The sequence below is a fragment of the Blastomonas sp. RAC04 genome (assembly GCF_001713435.1).
Taxonomy (GTDB): domain Bacteria; phylum Pseudomonadota; class Alphaproteobacteria; order Sphingomonadales; family Sphingomonadaceae; genus Blastomonas; species Blastomonas fulva.
This window is the reverse complement of record NZ_CP016460.1, coordinates 2,899,033-2,924,873: the sequence shown is the minus strand read 5'-3', so window position 1 is coordinate 2,924,873 and position 25,841 is coordinate 2,899,033. Positions and strand designations below refer to the sequence as shown.

The following is a 25,841-nucleotide window of genomic DNA, read 5'->3' as shown; positions in this document are numbered from 1 at the left end:
GCAGGCCGTCGCTCAGAAGTTGAACGCCAGGCCGCCGGTTACGCGGGTGGTGTCGAAGCCCAGGGTGTCGGCCGTGACGCGCAGCGCGGTGTTGGCGCCGATCTTGTACTGGGCACCGACGCCGACGAGATAGTCGCCGCTGGTGTCATCGAAGCCGGCCGGGGCATTCACGCCGGTCGCACGACGAACGTCGACATCGACCCACTGATAGCCGCCGCGCGCGAAGATCTGGCCGCTCTGGCCAACACGCACGCCGATCTTGCCGGTGGCGCCATATTCGCTGTCGATGATTCCCGAGCCGAGGTTGAAGTTGCCTTCGGCACCGACGATCAGCGTCGGGCCGACGGGAACGTCGACACCGGCGAACAGGCCATAGATCGGGCTGCCGTCCTTGCCGAGCGGGTTGTTGCCCAGGTCATGATAGCCGCCCTGCGCGCCGACATAGACTTCGGTCTGGGGCGCGTCCTGCGCCATTGCGGGCGCCGACAGGGCAAAGGGTGCCGCAGCAAAGGCTGCAAAGGCTGCGAGTTTGATGGGGGAGAGTTTCTTCATTATTGTGTCCTTCATTGGACGTCGGGTTCAACGCCGACGCCCCACCCGGTTAGACTGCCAAGGCGGACTACAAGCTGAACGAAAGATGCTGTCAATCGACAGATTGCTGCGGTTGGTCGTAATAAAATGACAATCTGTTCATCTTCGCGATTTCTGGCGGACGCTTTTCGCGCATCGGTTTTTTCCACCGGGAAAATGAGTGCTCGCCCGTTCGCGGCTGTGGACGCCTGCCTGTTGCTGGGGCATGGATAATGCCATGTGGCAGTTGTTCCAGTTTCCCTTGTGTCCGTTTTCGCGAAAAGTCCGGCTGCTGCTGGGGGAAAAGGGTATCGGCTATGAGCTGGTGCGCGAATCACCCTGGGAACAGCGCGACGAATTTCTCGACATGAACCCCGCCGGGCGCACCCCGGTGATGCGCCACCGCGATCGCGACCAGACCCTGTGCGACAGCTGGGCGATCTGCGAGTATTTCGAGGAAACGGTCGAGAAGAACCCGATGATCAACGGGTCCGCCGACAACCGCGCCGAGATCCGGCGGCTGGTGGCGTGGTTCGACGAGCAGTTCTTCGGCGATGTCGTTGCGCCCCTGATGCACGAACGCATGCGCAAGCGGCTGATCTATCGCCAGCCGCCCGATGGCCGGGTGCTGCGCGAGGCGATGCGGCTGGCGAACACCCACCTCGATTACATCGACTATCTGCTCGACCATAATGCGTGGATCGGCGGCGCGACGATGAGCCTGGCAGACCTGGCCGCTGCTGCGCATATCTCGATTGCCGATTATCTCGGCGGGATCGACTGGCTGGCGCACGCCCAGACCGCCGACTGGTACCGGAAGTTCAAATCCCGGCCTTCCTTTCGTCCGCTGCTGGCCGAACGGATGGAAGTGATCAAGCCGCCCTCGCACTACGAAGAAGCGGATTTTTAAAGAGAATCTCCCCTACCGCCTGCGGGAGGGGCAGGTTCAGCTTGCTGAACCGGGGTGGGCCTGAAAGCACGACGTTGGCGCAGGCCCACCCCGTCTTCGCCTTCGGCTCAGCCACCCCTCCCGTAAACGGGAGGGGAGAGGCTCGTTCTTACGCGCTCAGCGCCATTTCGCGGCCGATCTGGTAGCGCTTCATCTTTTCGACAAAGGTCGTGCGCTGCAGCATGACAAGCCGGGCGGCGGCCGAGACCACGCCGCCGGTCGATTCGAGCGCTTCGATCAGGACGCGCTTTTCTTCGTTCTGCAGATGCTCGCGCAGGTCCATCGGACGGGCAAAGCGCGGGGTGGGGGCCATCGGCGCGGCCAGCGCGACCACGTTTTCGGGCAGTTCGACCGCGACCGGTGCGGCGATTGCGGCGCGCGCCGAGCGGGCGGGGCGCAACAGCATCGCCATCTGGTCGGTGCCCACTTCGATGCCCTGGAAGAACACGGCAGCGCGCTCGACCAGGTTCTTGAGCTCGCGGACATTGCCCGGCCAGTCGTGCGCCATCAGGATGGCGAGCGCCTCGTCGGTGAACACCGGGGGGTTGTCGCTGGCAAAGCCGCGCGACAGGAAATGCTGGACCAGCATCGGCACGTCCTCGACCCGGTCTGCCAGCGCAGGGAGTTCGATCGGCAGGACGTTGAGCCGGTAGAAAAGGTCGGCGCGGAACCGGCCTTCGGCAATTGCGCTTTCCAGGCACTGGTGGGTCGCCGCGATCAGGCGGACATCGACGTTGACGTCGTCGTTGCTGCCGATGCGGCGGACCTTGTGGTCCTCCAGCACGCGTAGCAGGCGGACCTGCATGTCGAGCGGCATCTCGCCGATTTCGTCGAGGAACAGGGTGCCGGTGTTGGCGGCTTCGAAGTGGCCGATGCGGCGCGCCATGGCGCCGGTGAAGCTGCCCTTTTCATGACCGAACAGTTCCGATTCGATCAGTTCGCGCGGGATGGCGCCGCTGTTGACCGCGATGAAGGGTGATGCGGCGCGCGACGATGCGCGGTGCAGGGCATGTGCGACCAGCTCCTTGCCGGTGCCCGAAGGACCGGTGATCAGCACGGAAGCGCGGGTTTCTGCGGCGAAACGGACCAGACCGCGAATTTCGCGGATCGCGGTGCTGTTGCCCACGATCATGTCTGCCATTGCCAGTGCGTCCAGCGTTTCCATGTAATTTGCCCCGTTTTCCATTCATGGCGGTCGTTACCGCCTTGGGTTAACGATTTAGGGGTAATTCGTTAACGATGCGTAAAGCCGTCAGCCCGGGTGACAGATTACGCCAATTTTTTGACAGGGGGCAGGCGGGGGCTGTGCCAGATCCGGACGCGCGGCAACCGCCGCAGATCAGCGCTTTTCGGCGGGCTTGGCGAGCGTAAAGCAATGCTCGAAATCGACATCGGTGGCATCGTCGTCGGGCGCGCGGGCCTTTTCGCGCGCGTCGATCGCCTCGCGGGTCTCGATGAAGCGCCGGTCGGCCTCGTTGCCGCTGAGGCCTTCGTCGCGCATCTCGTCGCGCGCGCGCGATTCGAGCACCGTGGCCAGAGTCTTGAGATCGCGTGCGGTCGCCGAATCGCCTTCGCGGCCAGCGACCTCGTCAAAGGCGAGCTGCAGATAGATCGCGCATTGCAGCATCGAGGGCGGCGGCGGCAGCGGCACCGCAGCGTCGAGCTTGGCAAGGCACGGGGTCATGATGGCATCGACCACGCCCGCCGGATCGTTGGATTGTGCCGCCTGGGCCTGCAGGTCCTCGACGATCCGGGTAAGTGCCAGCCCAACCGCGTCGTCGTCCGTCGCGGTCTCCGTGACGATCCGCTCGGCGGTGGCGACGAAATAGCTGCGGCCGCGCACTACCAGGGTGGGATAGGCGAGCGCAGAGGTCACGCCGCGCGCCTGTTCGGATGCGATGATTGCAAACGCCGCCGCGCAGGTCAGGTCCTCGCGCTGCGCCGGTGTCAGCGCAGGAGCCGAAACGGGCGCGGGCGCAGGGGCGGCGGGGGCAGCCGGAACGGCGGCGGTTTGCAGGCTCAGCAGCAGCAACAGGCTTTTCATGCTGCCGCTTATGCGCACCCGCCCCGATGCTGTCACCTGATTTCGCGCGAGGCATCCCGCCACGATATGACAGCCGCGTTGCAACGCCGATTGTCAGCGCATCGCAGGCCGGGCATAGGCTTGCCGCCATGATCCTGCGTCATCCCCGATCGTTCGCGCTGCTGGCTGGCGCCCTGTCTGCCACCGGCTTTGCGCCTTTGGGGCTGTGGCCGGTGACGCTGATCGCTTATGCGGTGCTGATCCACCTGATCGCCAGCGCACCTTCAAAGCGCGGCGCGTTTGCGCGTGGCTGGTTCTTCGCGGTGGGGCAGTTCAGCATCGGCCTCAACTGGATCGCGCATGCCTTCACCTATCAGGACACGATGCCGGCCTGGCTGGGCTGGGTCGCGGTGGTCGGATTGTCGCTCTACCTGGCACTGTTCCCGGGATTTGCGGCGCTGTTCGCCAGATGGCTGGCGCGAGGCGAGGAGCGCAGCGCAGACACGGCGTTCGTCCTCGCCTTTGCCGGACTGTGGCTGGTTACCGAATGGATGCGCGCCTGGGTTTTCACCGGCTTTGCCTGGAACCCGCTGGGTGTGGCCGCGCTCGAGGCGGGCTGGGCATCGCGGCTGGTGGGCACCTATGGCCTTGGCGCGCTGGTGGTGCTGGCCGCGGGCGCGGTATGGCTGCTCACGCGCAGGCAGTTCATCGCGGCGGTGGCTATACTGGCGGGCGTCGGCGCGGTGACCGGCGCGGGCTGGCTCGCTCAGTTCGGCAACGCAGGCTTCAGCGATACGCCGATCACCGTGGTCCAGCCGAACAACGACCAGAGCCAGAAATACGACCCGGTCGAATCCGCGCGCAATTTTGGTCGGCTGACCCGGCAGACCATCGATCGCAAGGCCGCTGGCCCGCGCATCGTGTTCTGGCCCGAGGCTGCGATCGAGGACTTTCTCGAGGACGGGTATCCGCGCCGATACATGTACCCGGAAACCGCCGCGGGCGTGCGCGCACGGCTTGCTCGCACTGTCAACGATGGCGACCTGCTGGTCACCGGCGGGGTCAAGCTGGACTTCGACCGCAACGGCCAGCCGATCGCTTCGGCCAACAGCGTGTTCGCGCTGTCCAGCCAGGCCGAGATCCTGGGCAGCTACGACAAGAGCCATCTGGTGCCCGGGGGCGAGTATCTGCCTTATGAGGAGATCCTCGGCCAGATCGGCCTGTCGCGGCTGGTCCCCGGCACGATCGGCTTCACGCCCGGACCCGGCGCGCAGACGCTGGATCTCGGATCATTCGGGCGGATGGGGCTGCAGATCTGCTACGAGATCATCTTCTCGGGCGAGGTGGTCGATGCCGCCAACCGCCCCGATTATGTGTTCAACCCCAGCAACGATGCCTGGTTCGGATCCTGGGGCCCGCCGCAGCATCTGGCGCAGGCGCGGCTGCGCGCGCTGGAAGAGGGCGTGCCGGTGATCCGCTCGACCCCCACAGGAATTTCGGCGGTGATCGATGCCGATGGCCGGCTGCTCCACAGCATCGCGCACAAAAGCGCGGGCCATATCGATGCGATGCTGCCGCGCCCACACGGCCCGACCCCGTTTGCCTTGTGGGGCAACCTTGTGCCGCTGGCGTTTGCGGGCGTGCTGCTGCTGTTGGCGGTTGCACTGCGCGCATTCCGTCGTTAAGGGCGATCATATAAGGAATTCTTTATATGTGCCTGCCGGGGGGTTTTCCGGCATGCCCCAGCAAGAAGGCGACCCATGCGCAAGAGCTTCCTCTTCACCTCCGAATCCGTCAGCGAAGGCCATCCCGACAAGGTTGCGGACCAGATTTCCGACGCCGTCGTCGACCTGTTCCTCTCCAAGGATCCCTATGCACGCATTGCATGTGAAACGTTGACCACGACCCAGCGCGTCGTGCTTGCCGGAGAAATCCGTTGCAAGGGCGTCTACGAAAACGGCGAATGGGCACCGGGTGCCAAGGAAGAGATCGAGCAGGCCGTTCGCGCCACCGTAAAGCGCATCGGCTATGAGCAGGACGGCTTCCACTGGGAAACCTTCAGCTTCGAAAACCACCTGCACGGCCAGTCTTCGGAAATCGCGCAGGGCGTCGATGCCAAGGACAACAAGGACGAAGGTGCAGGCGACCAGGGAATCATGTTCGGCTATGCGTCGGACGAGACCGAAGACCTGATGCCCGCAACGCTCGACTATTCGCACAAGATCCTCGAGCAGCTCGCGCACGATCGTCACAACAAGGTCGTCGATTTCCTCGAGCCCGACGCCAAGAGCCAGGTGACCTTGGCGTATGAAGACGAAAAGCCGGTGCGCGCCACCGCTTTGGTCGTCTCGACCCAGCACGCTCCGGGCTATTTCTGGCACGAAGGCAAGGGCGATGCGGACAAGTACAAGAAGCTGTACGACCACGTCGTCGCCGTGATGCACAAGGTTCTGCCCGAAGGCTTCATCACCGATGAAACCGCGATCTACGTCAATCCGACCGGATCGTTCGAAATCGGCGGCCCCGATGGCGATGCCGGCGTGACCGGACGCAAGATCATCGTGGACACCTACGGCGGTGCATCGCCGCACGGTGGCGGCGCGTTCTCGGGCAAGGACCCGACCAAGGTCGACCGTTCGGCTGCCTATATCAGCCGCTACATGGCCAAGAACATCGTCGCAGCCGGCCTTGCGCGCCGCTGCACCATCCAGCTGTCCTACGCCATCGGCATCGCCGAGCCGCTGTCGCTTTATGTCGACACGCACGGCACGGGAACGGTCGCCGACGACAAGATCGAGGCAGTTCTGCCGCAGCTCGTTCGCCTGACGCCGCGCGGCATCCGCGAGCATCTGGGCCTCAACAAGCCGATCTACCAGAAGTCGGCTGCTTATGGTCACTTCGGCCGCAAGCCTGAAGGCGACTTCTTCCCCTGGGAGAAGACCGACCTGGCCGACAAGCTGAAGGCCGCTCTGGCCTGATCTTTTCGAACTGAACACAAAAGGGCCGGGTCATCATGCGATGACCCGGCCCTTTTTGTTTGCTCACCGGCAGGTGACCCGGCCTGTTGCCGTCATCCTGGACTTGTTCCAGGACGCATCGTGCCCCCAAGAGCCGAAGCCACAATCCGGAGAAATGGGCCCTGAAACAAGTTCAGGGTGACGAAGATGGTCCCGTCCCGGCGAGGATGAACCTCAAAGCTTGCCGAACTTCGCCTCGAACCCGGCGATATCGCCCTTGGCGAGGAAGCCGGCCTGTTCGATCCAGGCATCGCGGGTGATGCGGCCCTTGAAGGTGCCGAGATAGGGATCGACCTCGGCGACATCGGCGGCGGTCCAGGTTGCGATCTGGTCATAGCGCGACACGCCAAGTTCGCCGAGCAGCGTGTTCAGCTTGGGGCCGATGCCCTTGATCTTGCGCAGGTCGTCGGGCTCGCCGATGGCAGCGGCAATCCGCGGCGTGCCGCTCGCCTGGGCTTCCTGGGCCTGGGCAGCGATCTGGGCGTCGACATCGGCGGTGGAGAGTGGTGCGACCGTGGGATCGAGCGCTGCGCCCATCGTCGGGACGATCGCAGGCGGAGCTTCGACCGCGCCGTGGCCATGATCGTCGTGGCCATGGCCGTGATCATGCCCGGCGTCGTGGTGTCCGGTGCCACCACTGCGCCCGACCAGCGCCCAGATGACGATCATCGCGACGACCACCAGTGCGGCGATCAGGAAAAAAAGCTGCTGTCCATCCATGGGAAATCGAGGCCTTTCATCAACGCTGCCGCCTTGAACCGAAGCGGCGCGGCTCTGCCCATATCGGCTTCAGCGATTCGTGACCAGTGCCGCGGTGCGTGCCAGACCGGATTGCCGGCGGCTCAGTTGAAGCGGTCGCGCTCCTCGTCGATCTGGTCCTGGATATTGCGCGCATCGGCGCAGGCGCGCTCGTCGCCGTCATCGCATTTGCGCAGCGCCTTGTCGCGCTGGCGCTGCAGCTTGCCCAGCCGCTCTTCCGCCTTGCGCATCGCGCGGCCGCGGTTCTCGTCGGCTTCCGACTGGCTGGTGGTGGCAAGGTCGACGCCCTTGGAGACGATCTTGACCGGGGCGGTGACCACCGCACCCACGGCGCTGGCGATGCAGCCAGAGAGCGCAAGCGGCGCCAGCAACACGAGCGGATACAGGAATTTCATCGATTCGACCCTCCGGCGCGCAGATCGAGCGCCCGCGCGCCTGCCTGCTATAGCCCGGCTGAGCCGATGCTGAACCGCTATTTCAGCAGGTCGAGCGCAAAGGCGCGAATCTCCGCGCCGATGTCCTCACGCTCCAGCGCGATGGCGATGTTCGCCTGGACATAGCCCGCCTTGGATCCGCAGTCATAGCGCCTGCCGGCAAAGGTCACCGCGTGGAACGGCTGGGTGCCGATCATCCGCGCCATGGCGTCGGTCAGCTGGATTTCGCCGCCTGCTCCCTTTTCCTGCGTCTTCAGCGTCTGCATGACCTCTGGCTGCAGAATGTAGCGGCCTGAAATGATGAGGTTGGACGGAGCGTCTTCGACCCTGGGCTTTTCGACCAGCCCGGTCACTTCGGTGATCGCGCCGTCCTGTTTGCCCGGAGCGATCACGCCATAGCTCGAAACCGCCTCGCGCGGCACCTCGAGCACGCTGATCAGATTGCCGCCGAGGCTCGCATAGGCATCGACCATCTGCTTCATGCAGCCGGGTGATCCGACCATGAACTCGTCGGGCAGGAATATCGCGAATGGTTCGTCGCCGACGATGTCGCGCGCGCACCAGATCGCATGGCCCAGCCCGAGCGGCTCCTGCTGGCGCACATAGGCGCAATTGCCGGGGCCAAGCCGGGTGGGTTCGAGCACATCGAGCGACTTGCCACGTTCGCGCATGGTGTGCTCGAGCTCGTACGCGATGTCGAAATGGTCCTCGATCGCGCTCTTGCCGCGACCGGTGACGAAGATCATCTGCTCGATCCCCGCCTCGCGGGCCTCGTCCACTGCATACTGGATCAGCGGGATGTCCACGACCGGCAGCATCTCCTTGGGGATTGCCTTGGTGGCGGGCAGAAAGCGGGTGCCGAGACCGGCCACCGGGAACACAGCCTTGCGGATGGGCTTCACGTCGTATCCTTTTGTCTACACCCCGACGACGCCCTGCCTTGCAGCGCGGTGCGGCACTGTCAAGGCGACAGTGCCGCGTCGGCGGGAGAGTGCAGGCCGGGCAGGGTCAGCCCTTGACCCGTGCGGCGAAGCTCTTGCGCAACTTTTGCAACTTGGGCGGGATGACGGCGAGACAATAGGGATTGCGCTGGCCTTCGCCATTCCAGTATTCCTGGTGATAGTCCTCGGCCGGATACCAGGTGGTCGCCTCCTCGATGGTGGTGACGATCGGCGCGGGCCAGTTGGGCTGGTTGCGGCTCATCGCGGCTTCCGCCTCGACCTGCTGCGCGGCATCAAGCGGGAAAATCGCCGAGCGGTACTGCGTGCCGACGTCATTGCCCTGGCGGTTGAGCTGCGTGGGATCGTGCGTCGCAAAGAAGATGTCGAGCAGGTCGGCATAGCTTAGCTGCTCGGTATCGAAGGTGACGCGGATCGCCTCGGCATGGCCGGTCGTGCCTGCGCACACCGCCTTGTAGGTCGGGTTTGCGACCGTACCTCCGATATAGCCGCTTTCCACCTTGCTCACCCCGATGACGTCGTTGAACACGGCCTCGGTGCACCAGAAACAGCCTCCGGCGATGATGGCGGTTTGTTGCGTCATGTGAAATCGTTCCTTTTCAATTCTCCCCTCCCGCTTGCGGGAGGGGTGGCCGAAGGCCGGGGTGGGCCTGAGCAGACTTTCGTGCTTACAGGCCCACCCCGGCCCGGGAAGCCGGACCTGCCCCTCCCGCATGCGGGAGGGGAGAGAGTGTGAGCTTTAGATAGCGCGCGATGCTCGCTGCACAAGTTCCTCAACCGGCAACAGGCGCCGCCGCCGCCGATTTCGCATCATCGTCCTTCTCGCCGCCGCGCGCGATCAGCAGGTACATCACCGGGGTGACGATGCGCGACAGCAGTGTCGACGAGATCAGCCCGCCGATGATCACGCTGGCGAGCGGCGCATAGAGCGATCCGCCGAAGATCGCCAGCGGCAGCAGCCCGCCGATGGCTGTGACCGAGGTCAGCAGCACGGGCAGGAAGCGCACCTCGCCCGCGCGCTCAATCGCTGCACGCAACCCCATGCCCTCGCGGCGCAGCTGGGTGGTGAAATCGACCAGCAGGATCGAATTCTTGATCTCGATCCCGACCAAGGCGACAAAGCCGATGATCGCCATGTAGCTCAGCGACGCACCCGTGACGAACAGCGCGACGAAACCGCCAAAGGTGCCCAGCGGGATGACGCCTGCCACCACGATCGTCTCGCGAAAACGGCCGAATTCGGCAACCAGTACCGCAAAGATGCCGAACAGGGCGATCAGGATGATCGGTCCCAGCCCGCCGAACACGGTGGCGATCGCCTCTGCCTCGCCGCCTGCCGATACGCGATAGCCCGGCGGCAGCTTGAGCTCGGCCACCTTGTCCATCGCCTGCTGGCTGATTCGCGAAGGCAGCGCGCCTGGCTGGGCATTGGCGGTGATCGTGACCGAGCGTTCGAGCTGATAGCGCTGGATCTGCGGGGGCACGCTTTCCAGCCGCGGGGTGCTGATCTGCGACAGCGCGATCGCCTCGCCGGTGCGGCTGGCGACATAGATCTGGTCAAGCGCGGAAATCGGCTGCGAACCGCTGAGCGGCAGGCGCACGACGACGCGGTAGCTGTCGCCCTCCTCATCGCGGAAGGCTGCAGCGTTCTCGCCCGACAAAGCCAGCCGGACCGCGCGGCGCGCTTCGCCCGGCGCGATGTTGAGCATCGCCGCCTTGGCCTCGTCCAGTCCGACGTCGAGATCGATGCCGTTGGTGGCAACGGGGTTGATCACGTCGCGCGCCCCGGGGGTCGCGCGCAGGATCGTCTCGATCTTCGCGGCCAGGCTGCGCAGCGTCTCCAGATTCTCGCCGGTCAGCCGCAGTGCCACGGGCGATGCGATCGGGGCGCCGTTCTGGAACAGCTCGACATTGAACCGCGCGCCGGGAATCGCCTCGAGCCGCTCGCGGATGCGCTGCACCATCTGCGGGCTTTGCTTCGGATCCCAGCGATCCATCACCGCGAAGACCTCGCCGAAATTGGGCCGCTGATCGAGCGCGAAGACGTTGTAGAACACCTGCGGGTTGGAACTGCCGACATTGGTGGCGCGCACTTTGATGGCATCCTCGCGCGCCAGCACCGCCTCGGCCTTCTTCACCAGCGCATCAGTGGTGGCGACCCCGCTGCCCTGCTCGGCATCGACGGTAACCCGGAAATAGGCGGTGTCGGCATAAGGGAACAGGCTGAAGCCCAGCACCGGGATGAGCGCGAACGCCGACAGCGTCAGCGCCATCGATGCCCACAAAGTCTGGCGCGGCTTGTCCAGCGCGCGGTGCAGGATCGGGCGGTACAATCGTTCGATCTGGTGGGTCAGCCAGCGCAGGATCGCGTTGCCCTCAGGGTCCTCGTCACGCGAGAGAATGCGGCTGGCGAGGAACGGGATGATCGTCAGCGAGATCACCAGAGAGGCGAACACCGTGAAGATGATAGTGTAGATGAACGACTGGGTGAACTTGCCCGCGCCTTCGGGCAGGAACAGCAGAGGGGTGAAGGCGAAGATCAAGACGCCGGTCGAGCCGAGCACCGCAGGCGTGATCTCGCGCGTCGCGTCGATCGCCGCGATCGACCGGCGCTTTCCCATGCGCAGGTGCCGCGAGATGTTCTCGGTCACCACGATCGAATCGTCGACCAGCAAACCCAGCGCGACGATGAAGCCTGCGACCGCGAGCTGGCTCAAGTTGAACCCCATCACGCTGATCGCCAGCAGTCCCGATGCCAGCGACAGCGGGATCGAGATCATCACGATAACCGAGGCGCGCCAGCCCAAGGGCAGCAAAGTGAAGATGACCAGGAACAATGCGATCGAGAAGTCACGGGTGAGCTCGCGCAGGCGATATTCGATGTCGCGGCTCTGGTCGAAGATCTGCTCCAGCCGGATATCGGGCGGGAAGCCCGCCTGCTGCCGCTTGAGCTCGGCATCGAGGGAATCGCGCAGCCGGATGACGTCGTAGCCATCCTTCTGCTGGATCGATAGGAAGATCGCGCGCTTGCCGTTGAAGCGGGTGATGTACAGTTGCTCGGCACTGCCCCAGTCCACCGTGGCGACATCGGCAATCCGCAGCAATGTGCCGTTGCCCGCGCGGATCGGCAGGTTGCGGATGGTTTCGAGATCACGATAGGCGCCGCCGGCCTCGACGTTGAAGCGTCGCCCGGCGCTCTCCACCGCGCCCGGCGGAAGCTCCGCCCCGCCGCGGCGCAGCGCATCGGCGATGGCCGAGGGTGGAAGCCCCAATTCGGCGAGGCGGCGGCTGTCGATCGAGACCTGCACCTCGGGCTGGGGCAGGCCGTCGATCACCGTGTTGCGCACACCCGGATAGCGCACAAAGGTATCGCGGATATCCTCGGCATATTTCTGCATCCGCCGCCAGCTGGCGGTCTCGCTGACCATGGCGAGCTGCAGAACCGCTGCCTCGGTGGTGCGCGCCTTGCGGTAGCGCAGCTCGGTGATGCCCTCGGGCAGCTGGTTGCGGATCGCGCTGACTTCGCGCACGACATCGTTGAAATACTGGTCGGGGTCGCCGTTCCAGTCGAATTCGGTGGTGATGGTCACGAAGCCGTCGGTGATTCCGGTGCGGATCTCGTCGATGTCGTCGATCCCGCGCAGCACCTCCTCGACCGGCTTGGCGATGGTCTGCTCGATATCGGCGGCATCGGCGCCGGGCAGCGCGATGATCACGGTGACCACGGGGATCGGGAAATGCGGATCGACCGAGCGCGGGATGGTGAACAGCGAGGTGAGCCCCAGCGCGGCGAGCAGCATGAACGCCACCAGGCTGAGCTGCCACCGGCTGATCGTGAAGGCGGCAAGGTTCATGGCGCGCGTCGGTCTGTCTGCACCGGAGGCGTCACCGGGCCGTCATGGGGGCGGGCGCGGGCTGGCGGGTCCGGCTGGGCTGGCGGGTCGCCAGCGGCTTGACCCGTGCGCCATCGACCAGCAGGCCAAGCCCGCTCGCCACGATCCGGTCGCCGGGCTTCAGCCCGCCGGTGATGACCAGCTGGCGGTCATCGATCCTGCCGATCTGCACCGCGCGCGCGCGCACCCGGCTGGCCTTGGCGTCGAGCAGATAGACAAAGCCTTCGCCTGCGCGGACGTTGAACACTGCGCTCGCGGGGATGGCGAGGCCGGTGTCCTGCGGCTGGGCGGCGACGCGGAACTGCACGGTGCCGATCTGGCCCGAGCGCAGACCGGGATTGGCGGGCAGCGCCACGGTCACCTCGAACGCGCCGGAGGTCGGGTTGGCGCGGGCGTCGATCTCGCTGATCGTGCCTTCGATCACCCCTTCGGCGAGGCCAGACAGCGTCACCTGCGCGGGCATTCCGGGGGTGAGGCGGCTGATGTCGCTGTCGATCATCGGCGCGCGCAGCACCATGCCGCCGCTGGTTTCGCCCAGCACCACGATCTGCGTGCCGGCAGCGACCACCTGGCCCGGTTCTGCTGTGCGCGCCAGAATGATCCCGCCCGATGGCGCGATGATCCGCGATGTGCCGCTGGCGAACCCTGCGTTGCTCACCTGCGCGGTTGCCGCGCGCGCCGCTGCCTCGCTGCGCTCGAGCTGGGCGCGGGTGACCCAGCCCTTTTCGAACAGCTGCTGGAAACGGCCAAGCTCTGCCTGCGCGCGCTGCTGCTCGGCGCGTGCGCTTTCGAGGCCGGAATTGACCTGGGTCGCATCGAGCGCCGCGATCAGCGCGCCCGGCACCACCCGGTCGCCCTCCTCAAACCGGATGCTGGCGATCTTGCCCGCGCTGGTGAAGCCCAAAGGCGTCTCGTAGCGATACCGCACCGTTCCGGCGGCGGTGATGGTCTTGGATGTCGCCGCCGGCTGCACGATCGCGAGCGTCACCGGATAGACCTTCTCGCTGCCCGAAGCGGCCGAGGCGGATTTCTCTTCCGAGCAGGAGGCCAGCGACAGCGCGGCCCAGGACAGCAACAGGCCCAGCGTCATTCTGGCGGCGACAGGGGAAGGAAAGCGCATATTGGGTTTCTATATGCAACCAGTTTGGCTGGCAAGCGTCAACCTTGGGATGATCCGCGAGAAACTGAAGTCCCCGGCAGGGGTTAGCAGATTGTTAAGCACGTCTGGCTAGCTCTGGTGACCGCACTCCTGCCGGAGTTGCCTTTGGGACCAACCGCACCATGTGGCGCACCGCTCAACTGAAATCCCAGCATGAAGCCTGTCTGGCCATCGTTCAGGACATCCAGTCCCGGTCCACCCACATCGCAGACCGCCCCGGCGCGGTCGAAATCACGCTCATGCTGGCGCGGCTGACCGGCATCCTGCGCATCCACCTCGCGCTGGAGGACGAGATTCTCTATCCGGCGCTGCGCAAGTCGAGCCACCCGCGCACAGCGGAGATTGGCGAACGCGCATGGCGCGAGATGGGCGGGCTGGCCGATGTGTTCCTGGACTTTGTCGATCGCTGGAAGCGCGCTGATGTGCTGCTCGCGCAGCAGGCCCGGTTCCGCAGCGAATCGGCCGAGGTGTTTACGGCGCTGGCGCAGCGGATCGACATGGAGCACCGCGAGATCTACCCGCTCGCCGAGCAGATTGCCGCGACGCGCGCGGCCTGATCAGCGCGGCCGGGTCCACAGCCCCTCGCGGCTGACCGGATCGGGACGCGATGCCGCCTGCCAGCCGCTGCGCACCAGCCAGCCGATCTTCTGCCCGCCCGTGGTGATCACCCGGTGATCCCAGGCCTGCGCGCCGCGGCGGCGCACCTCGCGGGCGATGTCGCCATAGATTCCCGCTGCAGCCAGCACCGCCCAGCGCGCGCGGAACGGCAGCTTTTCCGCCCCCACCCGCGCCGATGCCTCGTGCGCCTCCGACCGATCCGCCAGCCGCGCCGCCAGCGGCACCAGCTGCGAGCGAAGCCAGGGTTTCATGTGCTGGCCCGGCGGAATGTCCATCTCTGCCAGCCACTCCATCGGCAGATAGCAGCGCCCCACCGAATCGTCCTCGGACAGGTCGCGCGCGATATTGGCGAGCTGGAACGCCAGCCCCAGATCACAGGCGCGGTCTAACGTGGCGTCGTCCTCGGGATCGACCCCCATCACGATCGCCATCAGCAGCCCGACGGCCCCTGCGACATGATAGCAATACTGGTAAAGGTCGTTTGCGCTGCGCGGGCGCCATTCCTGCGCGTCGAGATCGAACCCGTCGATGACATCGAAGATATAGCGGTGCGGCAGGCGGCACTCGGCAGCGACCACCGCCAGCGCGGCGAAGGCCGGGTCGTCGGTCGGCGCGCCTGCGAGCGCAGCCTGGGTCTGTTCGCGGATATAGGCGACGCGGGCGTGCGCATCGGTGACCGCGCTCATGCCATGGCCCATGTCCTGCCCGTCGGCGAGGTCGTCGCACTTGCGGCACCAGGCATAGAGCAGCCAGGCGCGCTCGCGGGTGGGGGCATCGAACAGCTTCGAGGCGAGCGCGAAGGATTTGGAGCCGCGCGCGATCGAATCGCGGGCGTAGGCGACGAGGGCGGCGCGATCAAAGCCCCTCCCGCTGAGGGGAGGGGTTGGGGTGGGGGTGGGGGAAGGAGTCACAGCCCCGCCCGATCCTTCAAAGATCATCCGCCGTCATCGCGAAGATCGTCCGGTGCGGCTGGTACGCTTCCATCTTGTCGAGCAGCCCGTCGAGCGTCTCGTCGACGATCAGGATGTCGGCATGCTGCGGGCGGATGAAGCCGACCTCGATCATGTGGCGGTTGAAGGCGATCAGCTGATCATAGAAACCGTTGATGTTGAGCAGGCCGACCGGATCGGTGTGATAGCCCAATTGCGACCAGCTGATCGCCTCCCACAATTCGTCCATCGTGCCGACCCCGCCGGGCAGCACGACAAAGCCGTCGGCCAGATCGGTGAACTTCTGCTTGCGTGCGTGCATGCCGGGGACGACGTGCAGCTCGGTGCAGCCCTGGTGCGCGACCTCGGCCTGGACCAGAGCTTCGGGGATGATGCCGATCACTTCGCCGCCCAGATCGAGCGCGGCATCGGCCACTGCGCCCATCAGCCCCAGCCGCCCGCCGCCATAAACCACGCCGATCCCGCGCCCGGCGAGCGTCGCGCCGACCATGCGGGCGTTCTCGATATAGACGGGGTCGGAGGGCGTGGCGGAGCCGCAATAGATGGCCAGGCGCTTGAAGGGGGCGGTCATGGTAAAGGTTCCCGGATCAATCGGAGGTGTGCATTCTGCAAGATCGCTTAGCCTTCGACAGGTCCGGCGCAAAGGCGAATTGGCAGCGGCACAGTGTTTTTCGATCCCCTGCCTTCGCAGGGGAGCCGATCATTTCACATACTCGGGCTCACTCCTGCGGCAGGCCGTCGGCGATGTCGTAATAATCGCCCTGATCCGCGGTGAAGATGTGAACGTGCAGGTGCGTGCCAGTCGGCGCATCGAATGCGCCCATCGCCACCGCCAGCGAATCGCGCTGTGGCGGGTCCCAGAACAGGAAACTGCCGCAGGTACCGCAGAATCCGCGCCGCACCTTGGGGCTCGACTGGTACCAGCGGATATGGCCCGCGCCGGTGATCGCAAGTTCGCTGCGCTTGACGTCGGTCGAGGCCCAGTAATGCCCAGATTGCTTGCGGCACTGCCCGCAATGGCACGCATCCGGGCCCTTGAGCGGGGCCGAGACGGTGAAGATGATCGCACCACAGAGGCATGATCCGGTGTGCATGATATTTGCTCCGTTCTCAAATCCTCCCACAGCTTGCTGGGGGAGGGGGACCGCCCGCGCAGCGGGTGGTGGAGGGGAAGCGGGATAGTGCATCATTGGAGGCGAAGCGCAACACCGCCTCCCCTCCACCACCGACCTCTGGTCGGCGGTCCCCCTCCCCGAGACAAGCTCGAGGAGGATTTGAGTGTCAGAGCATATCCTCGAGCATCAATGCAGCCGTCGCCTTGGCGCTGCCGACCACGCCGGGGATGCCCGCACCCGGATGCGTGCCTGCGCCCACGAAATACATGTTCGGGATGGCATCGTCGCGGTTGTGCGTGCGGAAGTACGCGCTTTGCGTCAGCAGCGGCTCGAGGCTGAACGCGCTTCCCAGATGCGCGTTGAGATCGTTGCTGAAATCCTGCGGCGTGTAATGGAAGCTGGTGACGATTCGCTCGTGGATATCCGGGATCAGCCGGTGGCCGATCTCGTCGAGGATCCGCTTTTCGTAGATCGGACCCATTTCCTTCCAGTCGATCGGCAGCTTGCCCTGATGCGGCACGGGGGAGAGCACATAGAAGGTGCTGTGCCCCGGAGGCGCCATGCTGGGATCGGTGACGGTCGGGTGGTGCAGGTACAAGGAGAAGTCCTTGGACAGCACGCCATGGTCATAGATATCGTCGAGCAGGCCCTTGTAGCGCGGACCGAACAGGATCATGTGGTGCGGAATTCCGGGCCAGTCACCCTTGATGCCGAAATGCGCAACGAACAAGGAGGGCGAGAACTTCTTCTTCTTGAGGCTCGCCGCCGCGCGCTTGCCGCGGCCCGATTTGCCCAGCAGGTCGCGATAGCTGTGCACGATGTCGGCGTTGCTGGCGACCGCGTCGAAGCTGTCACGCCAGCCGCTCTTGGTCACCACGCCGGTGACCTTGTCGCCCATCGTCTCGATCTCGGTGACCGGATCGCTGAGGCGGATGGTGCCGCCGATCCGCTCGAAATGCGTGACCATGCCTGCGATCAGCTTGTTGGTACCTCCTCGCGCGAACCAGACGCCGCCGTCCTTTTCCAGCTTGTGGATGAGGGCGTAAATCGAGCTGGTCTTCATCGGGTTGCCGCCGACCAACAGCGTGTGGAAGCTCAAGGCCTCGCGCAATTTCTCGTTCTTCACGAACGATGACACGATCGAATAGACCGAGCGCCAGGCCTGATACTTCATCAGCGCGGGCGCCGCCTTGATCATGCTGGCAAAGTCGAGAAACGCCTTGTGGCCGAGCTTGAGATAGCCCTCGTCGTGCACGCCGGCACTGTAGGTCAGGAACTTCTCGTAACCCGCGACATCGGCGGGGTTGAGCTTCTCGATCTCGGCGCGCAGGCTCGCCTCGTCGTTCGAATAATCGAAATTGGTGCCGTCGGGCCAGTTGAGCCGATAGAACGGCATCACCGGCATCAGCTCGACGTCCTCGCTGATGTGGTGGCCCGAAAGCGCCCACAGCTCCTCGAGGCACGGCGGATCGGTGATCACGGTGGGACCGGCATCGAAGGTGAAGCCGTCCTTTTCCCAGAAATAGGCGCGGCCGCCCGGCTTGTCGCGGCCTTCGATAACGGTGGTGGCAATTCCGGCAGATTGCAGGCGGATGGCGAGCGCCAGCCCGCCGAATCCCGACCCGATGACAGCAGCTTTCTTCACGTGATAATTGGCCCCTGGTTGCGACCCGAATGCGCGGGCAGATTGAGCAGCACTATAACGTTACGTGGCCGATGATCCAGCAGATGCGCAGATTTTAAGCCAAAAGTTGCGACCGCTGCGCCCGGGTCAGCGTTGCAGCACCGCCATGCCGCTACGGGTTGCGGCCAGCAGCGCGGCTGCGCGCTCTGCCGGATCGGCAAAACCGTCCCTGAGCGCCCTGGACCGCAGCTCGATGCTGAGCGGAATTGCCGATGGCAGTGCATCGATCAATGCGCGCAGCGGCAGGCCTCCGGTGGCAATGTCGAGCCGCAGGTCGAGCGCTTCCTCGATGATGGCGGGCACATCCTGCGGCAATGGCCCCAAAGCTGCGGCATCGCAGAACTGCGCATAGGGCAGCAGGCGCGGATCGACGCCCTGCAACATGGCCGGAGTGGCCCCGGTGCGCGCGAAATGCAGCGGATCGATCAACAACCCGGCGGCGGGATGGTTGGTGCGGCTGATGACATCGAGCGCGGCGGCGAGCGAGGCGATCTCGGTAAAGGCGGCAAACTCCAGGCATACCCGCATCGCCCGATCGGCGGCGTGTTCGCACAGCCGCCGCAGCTTGTCGGCGCTGGACTGCGGGTCGGGGTCGGAGCTGACCACCAGCACGTTGCGCGCGTCGATCGTGGCACCGGCATCGATGATTCGCAGATGATCGGGATCGTCCGCGCCGGGCTTCAGCCAGACGACCTCGACATCGAGCACCACGGTCCCCGCGTCCCGGGTGCGGGCGCGAACCTCTGCAGCGGTCGCCGCCGTCCAGGTCGATGGCTCGACCCAGATACCGACAGCGGGCCATCCCGCGGCAATGGCTGCAGCCGCAGTCTGCTCGGGCGAGAATTCAGGCAGAACGCCCGATGCCAGCGAGAGCAGATGGCCGCTCATGCGGTCATTGCGGGTTCAGGGCGGCCATCGCAGCCCCCACCGAGGCACCGATCTCTTCGGGGCGCGGATTGCGCCGCAGCGTCAGCCCGCCATTGGCGTGGATATTCTGCCCCGTCACGAAGGTGCGATCGTCGCACAGCCACAGCACGGTGTGCGCGATATCGTCCGCGGTGCCGATCCGGCCCAGCGGATATTCCTTCGCGAACGCTGCCTCCAGCCCCGGGGTCGCTACCGCGCTTGCCGCCATCGGCGTGGCGGTCAGCCCCGGCGAGACGACATTGGCGCGGATGCCGTTTGGACCATACTGGTTGGCAAAGCAGCGGATCAGCGCCTCGGACCCCGCCTTGGTGCCGATATAGGCGGCGTGGTCGTAAATCAGGCATTGCGTGGTGGCAGACGAGATCTGGATGACCGATCCGCCGTTCGTCATCGTGCGCAGGCACGCGTTCAGCATGTGGTGGACGCCGGTGAACTGCAGCGCGACCATTTGCGCGAGATCGTCATCGGTCACATCGGCCCAGGACTTCATCAGCCCCCAGCCGGTGGCGTTGATCGCGATATCGACGGTGCCGTGCCGCGCGGCGGCGCCATCGAACAGCGCGTCGACGTCTGCGCGGCTGGTGAGGTCGCAGGTCACCGCCTCGCCGCCGATCTCGGCTGCCAAAGCTTCGATCGGTTCGCGCTTGCGCCCCGAAACGATGACCTTCGCCCCCGCGCCGGCAAGCAGCCGTGCGATCACCTGGCCCATGTTGTGCTCGCCCGCCGCACCGATGACGATCGCGGTCTTGCCGGTCAGGTCGGTCATGCTGCGGCCTCGCTCACAAAGCGCGCGGTGGCGACGCCATCGGGTCCGTACACCGGCTCTTTCAGATCGAAGCGGTACTTGCGGGTATCGGCGTTCAGGATCGTGAACTGCGAAAGGTGCAGCAGCATCCCCTGATAGGCGGGGCCTTCGAGATGGAACTGCAACTCGTCGGCGCTGTCCCACTCCTCGAACACATGCACCCGGCCCGGATCGTGCGGATCGGCGGTCCAGGCGTAATGACGGCAGCCGGGCTCGGCGAGCGCCATCGCGATCAGGTCGCGCGCGCCAGCGAGCGCGGTGTCGCGGTTCCCGATCGGAAAATCGACCTCGCCAGCAATTACAATACTCATTTGGCCTGTGTCTCCTTGAGGATGCTGAAATGCCGCTCGGCAAAGCGCCAGCCATCGGCGGTGCGGGTATAGACATCGAGGTACTGGCCGATCGGGCGGCTGACCGATCCATCGGCGAGTTCGAGATATTCATGGGTGTAGACCCGGCCCGTCGCGCGGTCGCCATCGATCAGGATGCTGCCGACCTGCGCGAAGAATGCCACGAACGGGAAGCCCGCCATCGCCTGCGTCCAAAGGGCGACGATCGCCTCGCGCCCGCGGACCTCGGTGCCCGCGAGGTTCCACAACGCATCCTCAGTCCAGGTCGCGCCCCAGTCCTGCGGGTCACGGCGGAACACCGCGTCGGTGTAGCTGTCGATCAGCGCGCGGATCGCGAGCTGATCTTCGCTTGCCCCCCGAAAGCCGCTCACGGCAGCTGTCCATTCAGATACTTGTCCATCGTCTGGTGGAATTGGCGGATGCGGCCTTCCTGGTAGCGGCCTAGTTCGACGCGGTTGTTCGCCGACGCGATCAGGCCCTCCTGCACATAAGGCAGGTTCTCCATATCCTGGTCGAAGACCTCGCCCAGCGCGCCCCATTCGGTGACCGTTGCCCAGGGCTGATCCGGTCCAAGAAAGCGCATTTCGGCGGCTTCGGGAATAGCGCCGTCCTTGGGCTTGCGGCCCAGCAGCCGCACCTCCATCAACGTCGCGTTCTGGTCGGGCCAGGGGCGCCAGCGATAGACGATGTTGGGCACGAACCCGCCCCAGGGCGAGAGGTTGGGGAAGATGTTGTAGGTAAACGCATCGAGCATCTCGCTGTCCGATATGTCCGAGCTGTCATAGCCCAGGGCGTCGAGATAGTTGGCGCGGTTGGTCTCGGCCATCGCGGTGCGCGCGGTCTCGCCATCGCCAAGCTTGCGACCCTCGAGCGAGGCCGAGCGGCCCGATGTGCGGCTGAACGCTGCGATGATGTCGTCTTCGCTGAGGTTGTCCGCCGCCAGATGCGGGCTGGGCAGGCCGAACGGGGTGAGCGCGAGGTTCGCATGGTCGCCCCACATCGAGTAGCGGGTGTTGGCGTCTCCGGTGTACGGCAGGATCTGCGGGTGGGTGACGATCGAGTGCCAGGCCTCCATGAACGCCTCGGACACCGCCTTCCAGTTGGCGTTGATGACCTTGCCCACCCACAAAGCGGTATAGCATTCATCGAGCCGCCAGCGGCTGAACCGGTCGTAGACTTCTGCGCCCATATAGTCGCGAAGGCTCACCTGCGTGCTGCTTTCGGTGACGTAGATAAAGCCCTGCCAGCGCTCGACCCGCAGCTCGGGCAGGCTCATGTCGCGTTCTTTCAGGTGCTGGAAATCCCATTCGCACGGGATGTGCTTGATCGCGCCGTCGGTCTTCCAGGCAAAGCCGTGGAACGGGCAGGTGAGGTCGTCGGCCGAGCCGCTCTCGGTGCGCAACTTGCGACCGCGGTGCAGGCAGACGTTGTGGAAGGCCTTCACCGACCCGTCGTCCTGCCGCATGATCAGATAGGACCGGCCGACATTGTTGTAGACGACATAGTCGCCGGGCTGCAGCAGCTCGTCTTCGCGCGCCGCCATCTGCCAGACGTTGGGCCACATGTGCTTCTTTTCGGCCTCGAAGAATGCGGCGCTGGTGTAGCGCTCGGCGGTGACCGGCTCGGTGCCGAGATCGCGCCAGTTGTCGCCGCGCACCTCGTCAGGAACCGTGCGGCTGTCGAGGTCGAGGATCTCGTCGACGGTGATCGCCGGGCAGCGGTCGGCGGGGTAGGTCCGGCTCGCATCTTCCATGGGGTACTCTCCTCGTTCGTTCTGTTCTTTTCGCGCGTCAGGGAAGCCTAAATCGGCATCCCGATCGCCTCGGCGATATGCTGGTGGACCGCCTGCGGTGCGCTTTCGTTGGCGCCCAGCACGACGTGGAAATCTTCAGGCGCGGTCTTCAGGTTCGCATAGCCGTGGCTGGCGACGCGATAGTCCTCGGTCTGCACCACCTCGGCAGTGGCATCGTATGCCATCTCGCAGACGCCGCGATATGCCTCGTCGATGATCCCGAACGGCGCGTAAACGCCGAACTGGCAGCGGGTCTTGCCGACGCCATCGGGGAACAGCCGGAACACCTGGGTGAAATACACCCCGGGGGTCACCGCGCCGAAGAAGATCACGGTGTTGGGGAACAGGTAATGCACCCCGCCATATTCGGTGTCGGGCCATTCGGCCTCGTCTCTTCCGACCAGATCGCCCACCGTCTTGTCGGGGAAGCTGATGCGGTGGTGGCGGCCAAAGCGTTCGAGCACCGATATGTCGTTGTAGTGCGTCTGGCCGATGGTCGAGGCGTGCAAGGCGGCGAAGTGATAGCCCTCGCCATAAGTGTCGAGCGCGAATTTCCAGTTGGACTCGGCGTGCAAGATGCCCTTCTTCACCGGCACCGCGCGGTGCAATTCGATCAGCGCGAGCTGGTCAGCGAAATCGCCCAGATGCGCCGCGGCATCGATCGGTTCGCCCTCGGATGCGCGCACAATGATCAGCCCCAGATGCTCGGTGCAGGGCAGTTCGAGCAGGTCGCGCGCGCCGATCTCGCAATCGGCAAAACCCGCCTTGCCCGGCTGGCCGACGAGCTTGCCCAGGTTGTCGAAGGTCCAGGCGTGGAACGGGCAGGAGATGCGGCTCGCCTTGCCGGTGAACGGCTCGGCCTGTTCGACCAGCTTGGCGCCCCGGTGGGTGCACAGGTTGCGGAAAGCGCGGACCACCCCGTCCTTGCCGCGAATCACCAGGATCGAAGGGCCTGCAGCGTCGAACACCAGATAATCGCCGGGCTCGGGGATGTCGCCGGTCAGCCCCGCGACCAAGGGCTGCCCCAGGAACAGGTGCTCGCGCTCGGCCTGGAAGCGGGCTTCATCGATATAGACCGACTTGTGCAGCGGCAGCGGGCCATCGGCCATGTCGGTGGTCTTGTTCGCTACATTGGCGACGATCCTGCGGCGGATTTCGCGCGCACGCAGCTTGCGCGACGCCGCCCAGTCGGGCGTCAGGCTGTCGGACGGATCGCGCTCGGCCATGCAAGGCCCTCCCAAATTGGACAATGGCAATTGCGGGCACCATGCCAGAAAGGGGCAGGGCAAAGACACTATTGGTTTAGTCAGTGGAGACAGCGCCGCCATGAGCCATCCATCCATCTCCGCCATCGGCAAGCCGATGCAGATCGCGTTCGTGCCGGCTGATTTCGACGCCGCGCTCAAGCACTGGACTCAAACGATGGGGGTCGGCCCGTTCTTCGTGATGGAGAACATCGTGCTCGAGGATGGGCGGTTCATGGGTGCGCCGTCGGACTGCCGCTTCACCATCGCGCTGGCGCAATGGGGCGATGTCCAGATCGAGCTGATCCGGCAGGACAATGATGCGCCCTCGATCTACCGCGGCGACTATCTGCCAACAGGCGGGGCGATGCATCATGTCTGCCTGCTGACCGACGACATCGCAGGCGCCCGCGCGGCAGTCGAGGCGGGCGGCGGGCTGGTGCTGGTCGAGGGCAAGGTGGGGGCGGACGGCGCGGTGGTCTATGCCGATTGCGGCCCGGCATCGACCCGGCCCAATGCGGGGGCTATTGTCGAGATATTGCAACCGGCGAGCGGAAGCGAGGGGTTCTTTGCGATGATCGCAGAGGCGGCGAAGGGCTGGGACGGGACGGAGCCGGTGCGGGTGCTGGGGTGATCCCTAGCTCTCTCCCCTTCAGGGGAGAGAGCTGCGTTTCTCAATCGCTCGCGCCCAGATACCCCAGTTGCCCGGCCTTGAAGATCGTCTGGCTGCGGTTGACCGCGTCGAGTTTTTCGCCCGCGCGGTGGATGTGGTAGCGGATGGTGGCGTGGCTGCGGTCGAGGATCATGCTGATCTCCTTGTCGGTCTTGCCGATCGCCGCCCAGCGCAGGCATTCGACCTCGCGCTTGGACAGCATGCAGTCCGCAGGGATCCGCCGCTTGGTGCGCATCACCATGACATAGCCCGCGATGAACCGCCGCGTCATCGCCGCCATCAGGTCGGCGTGCTTCTCGAACGGCTCGGAAAGGTCGGTGAGGTCCTTGTCGAGCGGGGTGAAGCTGACCGATCCGATCTGGCCGAAGGGCAGGTGGATCGGCACCATGATCGCGGCATGGCACAACGATCGCTTGCGGAAATCGGTGAGGTCCATCTCTTCGAGATATTCGTTGCGCCAGCGCCCGAACATGCCGTGCTCGTTGCACCAGAACGGCTCGCTCTCGTAGCGGCAGGCGCGCGGCAGCGGCGAGTTGAGCGCCAGCCTTGTATCCTCCCACCAGCGTTCGCCATCGGCCATCCAGCCGAAGATTTCGCCGTTGATGATCGCTCCGTCGGCATCGATCATCGGTTCCTTGGACGAGATGTCGTCGCAGGCGGCGACCCTGAACCCACGCGTCTGCGACATCTCGTGCAGCGCGACCGCGGCATCGTGAATGTCTTCGACCCGGCGGATGGTCACCCGCTGCGCCAGCGTGTTGACCGGGTTGTTGCGGCCCTCTGCTTTCTCGGTGAAATGACGTGGTGTCTCGATCATGGTCTTGCCTTTGATTCGATCCTGCTCTCCGCCCCGAAGAGTATGTCAGACCGGGGTACAACGCTACGGAATGTTGGCATTCATGCGGCTTTTGGCGCGGAGTGTGACATATTGTGCCACCACGCGGTCAATCGGTGGTCCGCGCGGCCTTGTCCTTGTCGTTTGCGCCGCGAATCTGCGACGCCATGTCGGCCCATTGCGCATCGTCCATCCGCGACAGGCTCTGGTAGAAATTGCCTGAATTGGCCTGATAGCCCGCGCCGTCGATGGCGATGGTCTGGCCGTTGATATAGTCCGCGCCGCGCGCCATCAGCAGCACGGCCAGATTGGCCAGTTCGTGCATTGCGCCGACCCGGCCCATCGGGTTGGACCGGTCGGCGTTGCGGCCCTGCATCCCTTGCGCATTGCCAGGCGACAGCCGCTCGGTCATGCCCTTGGTGGGGAAGGTGCCCGGCGCAATCGCATTGAACCTGAGGCCATAGCGGCCCCATTCGGTGGCGAGGCTCTGCGTCATCACGTTGATCCCGGCCTTGGACATCGCCGAGGGCACGGTGAACGGCCCGCCGTTCCATACCCAGGTGGTGAGGATGGCGAGGAAATTGCCATGAATCTGCTCGGCGATCATCCGCTTGCCGATGTTGTGCGTCATGTAGAAAGTGCCGCGAAACACGATGTCCGAGATCGCATTGAAGCCGTTGACGCTGAGGTCTTCGGTGCGGCTGATGAAGTTGCCCGCCGCGTTGTTGACCAGACCGGTGAGCGGCCCGTGCTGCGTCCAGATCTGTTCGACCATCGCATCGATTGCATCGGGCTTGCGGATGTCGCAGGCATGCGCTCCGATTGTGCCGCCGTGCCGGGTCATCAGTTCGTCGGCGGTGGCTTCGAGCACCGCGCCGCGCCGTCCGCAGATATGCACTTCGGCCCCCAGATAGGCGAATGCCTCGGCCATCACCTTGCCCAGCCCGGTGCCGCCGCCGGTAACGAGGATGCGCTCTCCTGCCATCAGGCCTGGGCGGTACATGATCTGGGTGATGTCCATGGGGGTCTCTCCTTGATTGTTGTTTTCTTTCTCCACTCCCGCTCGCGGGAGGGGTGGCTGAGGC

General features: G+C 65.0%; 26 protein-coding genes. 5 read left to right on the top strand and 21 right to left on the bottom strand.

Annotated features, from left to right (window positions below; genetic code table 11):
- Window positions 1-12: 12 nt before the first annotated feature.
- A complete protein-coding gene (locus tag BSY18_RS14660; protein WP_069051003.1) occupies window positions 13-552 on the bottom strand; it encodes an outer membrane protein in 540 nt (179 codons plus the stop codon).
- A 256-nt stretch (window positions 553-808) separates the two neighbouring features.
- Between BSY18_RS14660 and BSY18_RS14655 the strand changes: the two genes are divergently transcribed.
- Window positions 809-1,480, top strand: a complete 672-nt coding sequence (locus BSY18_RS14655; protein ID WP_054135089.1) for a glutathione S-transferase family protein — start codon at window positions 809-811, stop codon at window positions 1,478-1,480.
- A gap of 148 nt (window positions 1,481-1,628) precedes the next feature.
- Here BSY18_RS14655 and BSY18_RS21615 read toward each other — a convergent pair whose 3' ends face one another.
- Both BSY18_RS21615 and BSY18_RS14645 read right to left on the bottom strand, forming a co-directional pair.
- Window positions 1,629-2,684, bottom strand: coding sequence for a sigma-54 interaction domain-containing protein (locus tag BSY18_RS21615; protein ID WP_269466022.1), 1,056 nt, complete (start codon window positions 2,682-2,684; stop codon window positions 1,629-1,631).
- A gap of 174 nt (window positions 2,685-2,858) precedes the next feature.
- Window positions 2,859-3,563, bottom strand: a complete 705-nt coding sequence (locus BSY18_RS14645; protein WP_054135065.1) for a hypothetical protein — start codon at window positions 3,561-3,563, stop codon at window positions 2,859-2,861.
- Between the two features lie 128 nt (window positions 3,564-3,691).
- Between BSY18_RS14645 and lnt the strand changes: the two genes are divergently transcribed.
- Together lnt and metK are read left to right on the top strand one after the other, a co-directional pair.
- On the top strand, window positions 3,692-5,227 hold the full coding sequence (gene lnt, locus BSY18_RS14640) for an apolipoprotein N-acyltransferase (RefSeq protein ID WP_069051934.1): 1,536 nt from the start codon (window positions 3,692-3,694) through the stop codon (window positions 5,225-5,227).
- Window positions 5,228-5,302: 75 nt separating this feature from the next.
- A complete protein-coding gene (gene metK / locus BSY18_RS14635; protein ID WP_054135067.1) occupies window positions 5,303-6,520 on the top strand; it encodes a methionine adenosyltransferase in 1,218 nt (405 codons plus the stop codon).
- A 213-nt stretch (window positions 6,521-6,733) separates the two neighbouring features.
- Here metK and BSY18_RS14630 read toward each other — a convergent pair whose 3' ends face one another.
- From BSY18_RS14630 to BSY18_RS14605, 6 genes are all read right to left on the bottom strand, one after another.
- Window positions 6,734-7,279 carry a hypothetical protein gene (locus tag BSY18_RS14630; RefSeq protein ID WP_069051001.1) on the bottom strand — a complete coding sequence of 182 codons (546 nt, stop codon included), beginning with the start codon at window positions 7,277-7,279 and terminating at the stop codon, window positions 6,734-6,736.
- Window positions 7,280-7,401: 122 nt separating this feature from the next.
- On the bottom strand, window positions 7,402-7,713 hold the full coding sequence (locus BSY18_RS14625; RefSeq protein ID WP_054135069.1) for a hypothetical protein: 312 nt from the start codon (window positions 7,711-7,713) through the stop codon (window positions 7,402-7,404).
- A gap of 77 nt (window positions 7,714-7,790) precedes the next feature.
- Window positions 7,791-8,654, bottom strand: a complete 864-nt coding sequence (gene galU, locus BSY18_RS14620; RefSeq protein ID WP_069051000.1) for a UTP--glucose-1-phosphate uridylyltransferase GalU — start codon at window positions 8,652-8,654, stop codon at window positions 7,791-7,793.
- Between the two features lie 106 nt (window positions 8,655-8,760).
- Window positions 8,761-9,294 carry a peptide-methionine (S)-S-oxide reductase MsrA gene (gene msrA, locus BSY18_RS14615; RefSeq protein ID WP_069050999.1) on the bottom strand — a complete coding sequence of 178 codons (534 nt, stop codon included), beginning with the start codon at window positions 9,292-9,294 and terminating at the stop codon, window positions 8,761-8,763.
- A gap of 190 nt (window positions 9,295-9,484) precedes the next feature.
- Window positions 9,485-12,565 (bottom strand): efflux RND transporter permease subunit, encoded by a 3,081-nt coding sequence (locus BSY18_RS14610; protein ID WP_069050998.1) that lies wholly within the window; start codon window positions 12,563-12,565, stop codon window positions 9,485-9,487.
- A gap of 31 nt (window positions 12,566-12,596) precedes the next feature.
- Window positions 12,597-13,724: an efflux RND transporter periplasmic adaptor subunit gene (locus BSY18_RS14605; protein ID WP_083231478.1), complete on the bottom strand. Its 1,128-nt coding sequence runs from the start codon at window positions 13,722-13,724 to the stop codon at window positions 12,597-12,599.
- Window positions 13,725-13,885: 161 nt separating this feature from the next.
- Here BSY18_RS14605 and BSY18_RS14600 point away from each other — a divergent pair, with 161 nt between their 5' ends.
- A complete protein-coding gene (locus BSY18_RS14600; RefSeq protein ID WP_069050996.1) occupies window positions 13,886-14,320 on the top strand; it encodes a hemerythrin domain-containing protein in 435 nt (144 codons plus the stop codon).
- Here BSY18_RS14600 and BSY18_RS14595 read toward each other — a convergent pair whose 3' ends face one another.
- The 10 genes from BSY18_RS14595 to BSY18_RS14550 form a co-directional block, all read right to left on the bottom strand.
- Entirely contained in the window at window positions 14,321-15,292 is a 972-nt protein-coding gene (locus BSY18_RS14595; protein WP_442856560.1) for a phytoene/squalene synthase family protein, read from the bottom strand.
- A 16-nt stretch (window positions 15,293-15,308) separates the two neighbouring features.
- Window positions 15,309-15,902 (bottom strand): TIGR00730 family Rossman fold protein, encoded by a 594-nt coding sequence (locus BSY18_RS14590; RefSeq protein ID WP_069050995.1) that lies wholly within the window; start codon window positions 15,900-15,902, stop codon window positions 15,309-15,311.
- Window positions 15,903-16,050: 148 nt separating this feature from the next.
- Window positions 16,051-16,425 carry a GFA family protein gene (locus BSY18_RS14585; protein WP_171900243.1) on the bottom strand — a complete coding sequence of 125 codons (375 nt, stop codon included), beginning with the start codon at window positions 16,423-16,425 and terminating at the stop codon, window positions 16,051-16,053.
- Between the two features lie 187 nt (window positions 16,426-16,612).
- A complete protein-coding gene (locus tag BSY18_RS14580; RefSeq protein WP_069050994.1) occupies window positions 16,613-18,091 on the bottom strand; it encodes a phytoene desaturase in 1,479 nt (492 codons plus the stop codon).
- Window positions 18,092-18,217: 126 nt separating this feature from the next.
- Complete coding sequence (locus BSY18_RS14575) at window positions 18,218-19,018, bottom strand: sugar phosphate isomerase/epimerase family protein (protein WP_054136577.1); 801 nt, start codon at window positions 19,016-19,018, stop codon at window positions 18,218-18,220.
- A 4-nt stretch (window positions 19,019-19,022) separates the two neighbouring features.
- Window positions 19,023-19,823 carry an SDR family oxidoreductase gene (locus BSY18_RS14570; RefSeq protein WP_054136578.1) on the bottom strand — a complete coding sequence of 267 codons (801 nt, stop codon included), beginning with the start codon at window positions 19,821-19,823 and terminating at the stop codon, window positions 19,023-19,025.
- The gene (locus tag BSY18_RS14565) at window positions 19,820-20,173 is read right to left on the bottom strand and encodes a putative quinol monooxygenase (RefSeq protein ID WP_069050993.1); all 354 of its coding nucleotides are present in this window, start codon (window positions 20,171-20,173) and stop codon (window positions 19,820-19,822) included. Before BSY18_RS14565 ends, BSY18_RS14570 begins: the two co-directional genes overlap by 4 nt.
- On the bottom strand, window positions 20,170-20,583 hold the full coding sequence (locus BSY18_RS14560) for a YybH family protein (protein ID WP_069050992.1): 414 nt from the start codon (window positions 20,581-20,583) through the stop codon (window positions 20,170-20,172). The genes BSY18_RS14565 and BSY18_RS14560 overlap by 4 nt, the downstream gene beginning before the upstream one ends.
- Entirely contained in the window at window positions 20,580-21,965 is a 1,386-nt protein-coding gene (locus tag BSY18_RS14555; RefSeq protein WP_069050991.1) for an aromatic ring-hydroxylating oxygenase subunit alpha, read from the bottom strand. Before BSY18_RS14555 ends, BSY18_RS14560 begins: the two co-directional genes overlap by 4 nt.
- 47 nt (window positions 21,966-22,012) lie before the next feature.
- Window positions 22,013-23,230 carry an aromatic ring-hydroxylating oxygenase subunit alpha gene (locus tag BSY18_RS14550; protein ID WP_069050990.1) on the bottom strand — a complete coding sequence of 406 codons (1,218 nt, stop codon included), beginning with the start codon at window positions 23,228-23,230 and terminating at the stop codon, window positions 22,013-22,015.
- A gap of 100 nt (window positions 23,231-23,330) precedes the next feature.
- Here BSY18_RS14550 and BSY18_RS14545 point away from each other — a divergent pair, with 100 nt between their 5' ends.
- Window positions 23,331-23,882 carry a VOC family protein gene (locus BSY18_RS14545; RefSeq protein ID WP_069050989.1) on the top strand — a complete coding sequence of 184 codons (552 nt, stop codon included), beginning with the start codon at window positions 23,331-23,333 and terminating at the stop codon, window positions 23,880-23,882.
- 40 nt (window positions 23,883-23,922) lie between these two features.
- Here the strand turns inward: BSY18_RS14545 and BSY18_RS14540 are convergent, their stop codons facing one another.
- Window positions 23,923-24,738, bottom strand: coding sequence for a helix-turn-helix transcriptional regulator (locus BSY18_RS14540; RefSeq protein ID WP_117351689.1), 816 nt, complete (start codon window positions 24,736-24,738; stop codon window positions 23,923-23,925).
- 127 nt (window positions 24,739-24,865) lie between these two features.
- The gene (locus BSY18_RS14535) at window positions 24,866-25,777 is read right to left on the bottom strand and encodes an SDR family oxidoreductase (protein WP_069050988.1); all 912 of its coding nucleotides are present in this window, start codon (window positions 25,775-25,777) and stop codon (window positions 24,866-24,868) included.
- Window positions 25,778-25,841 lie beyond the last annotated feature (64 nt).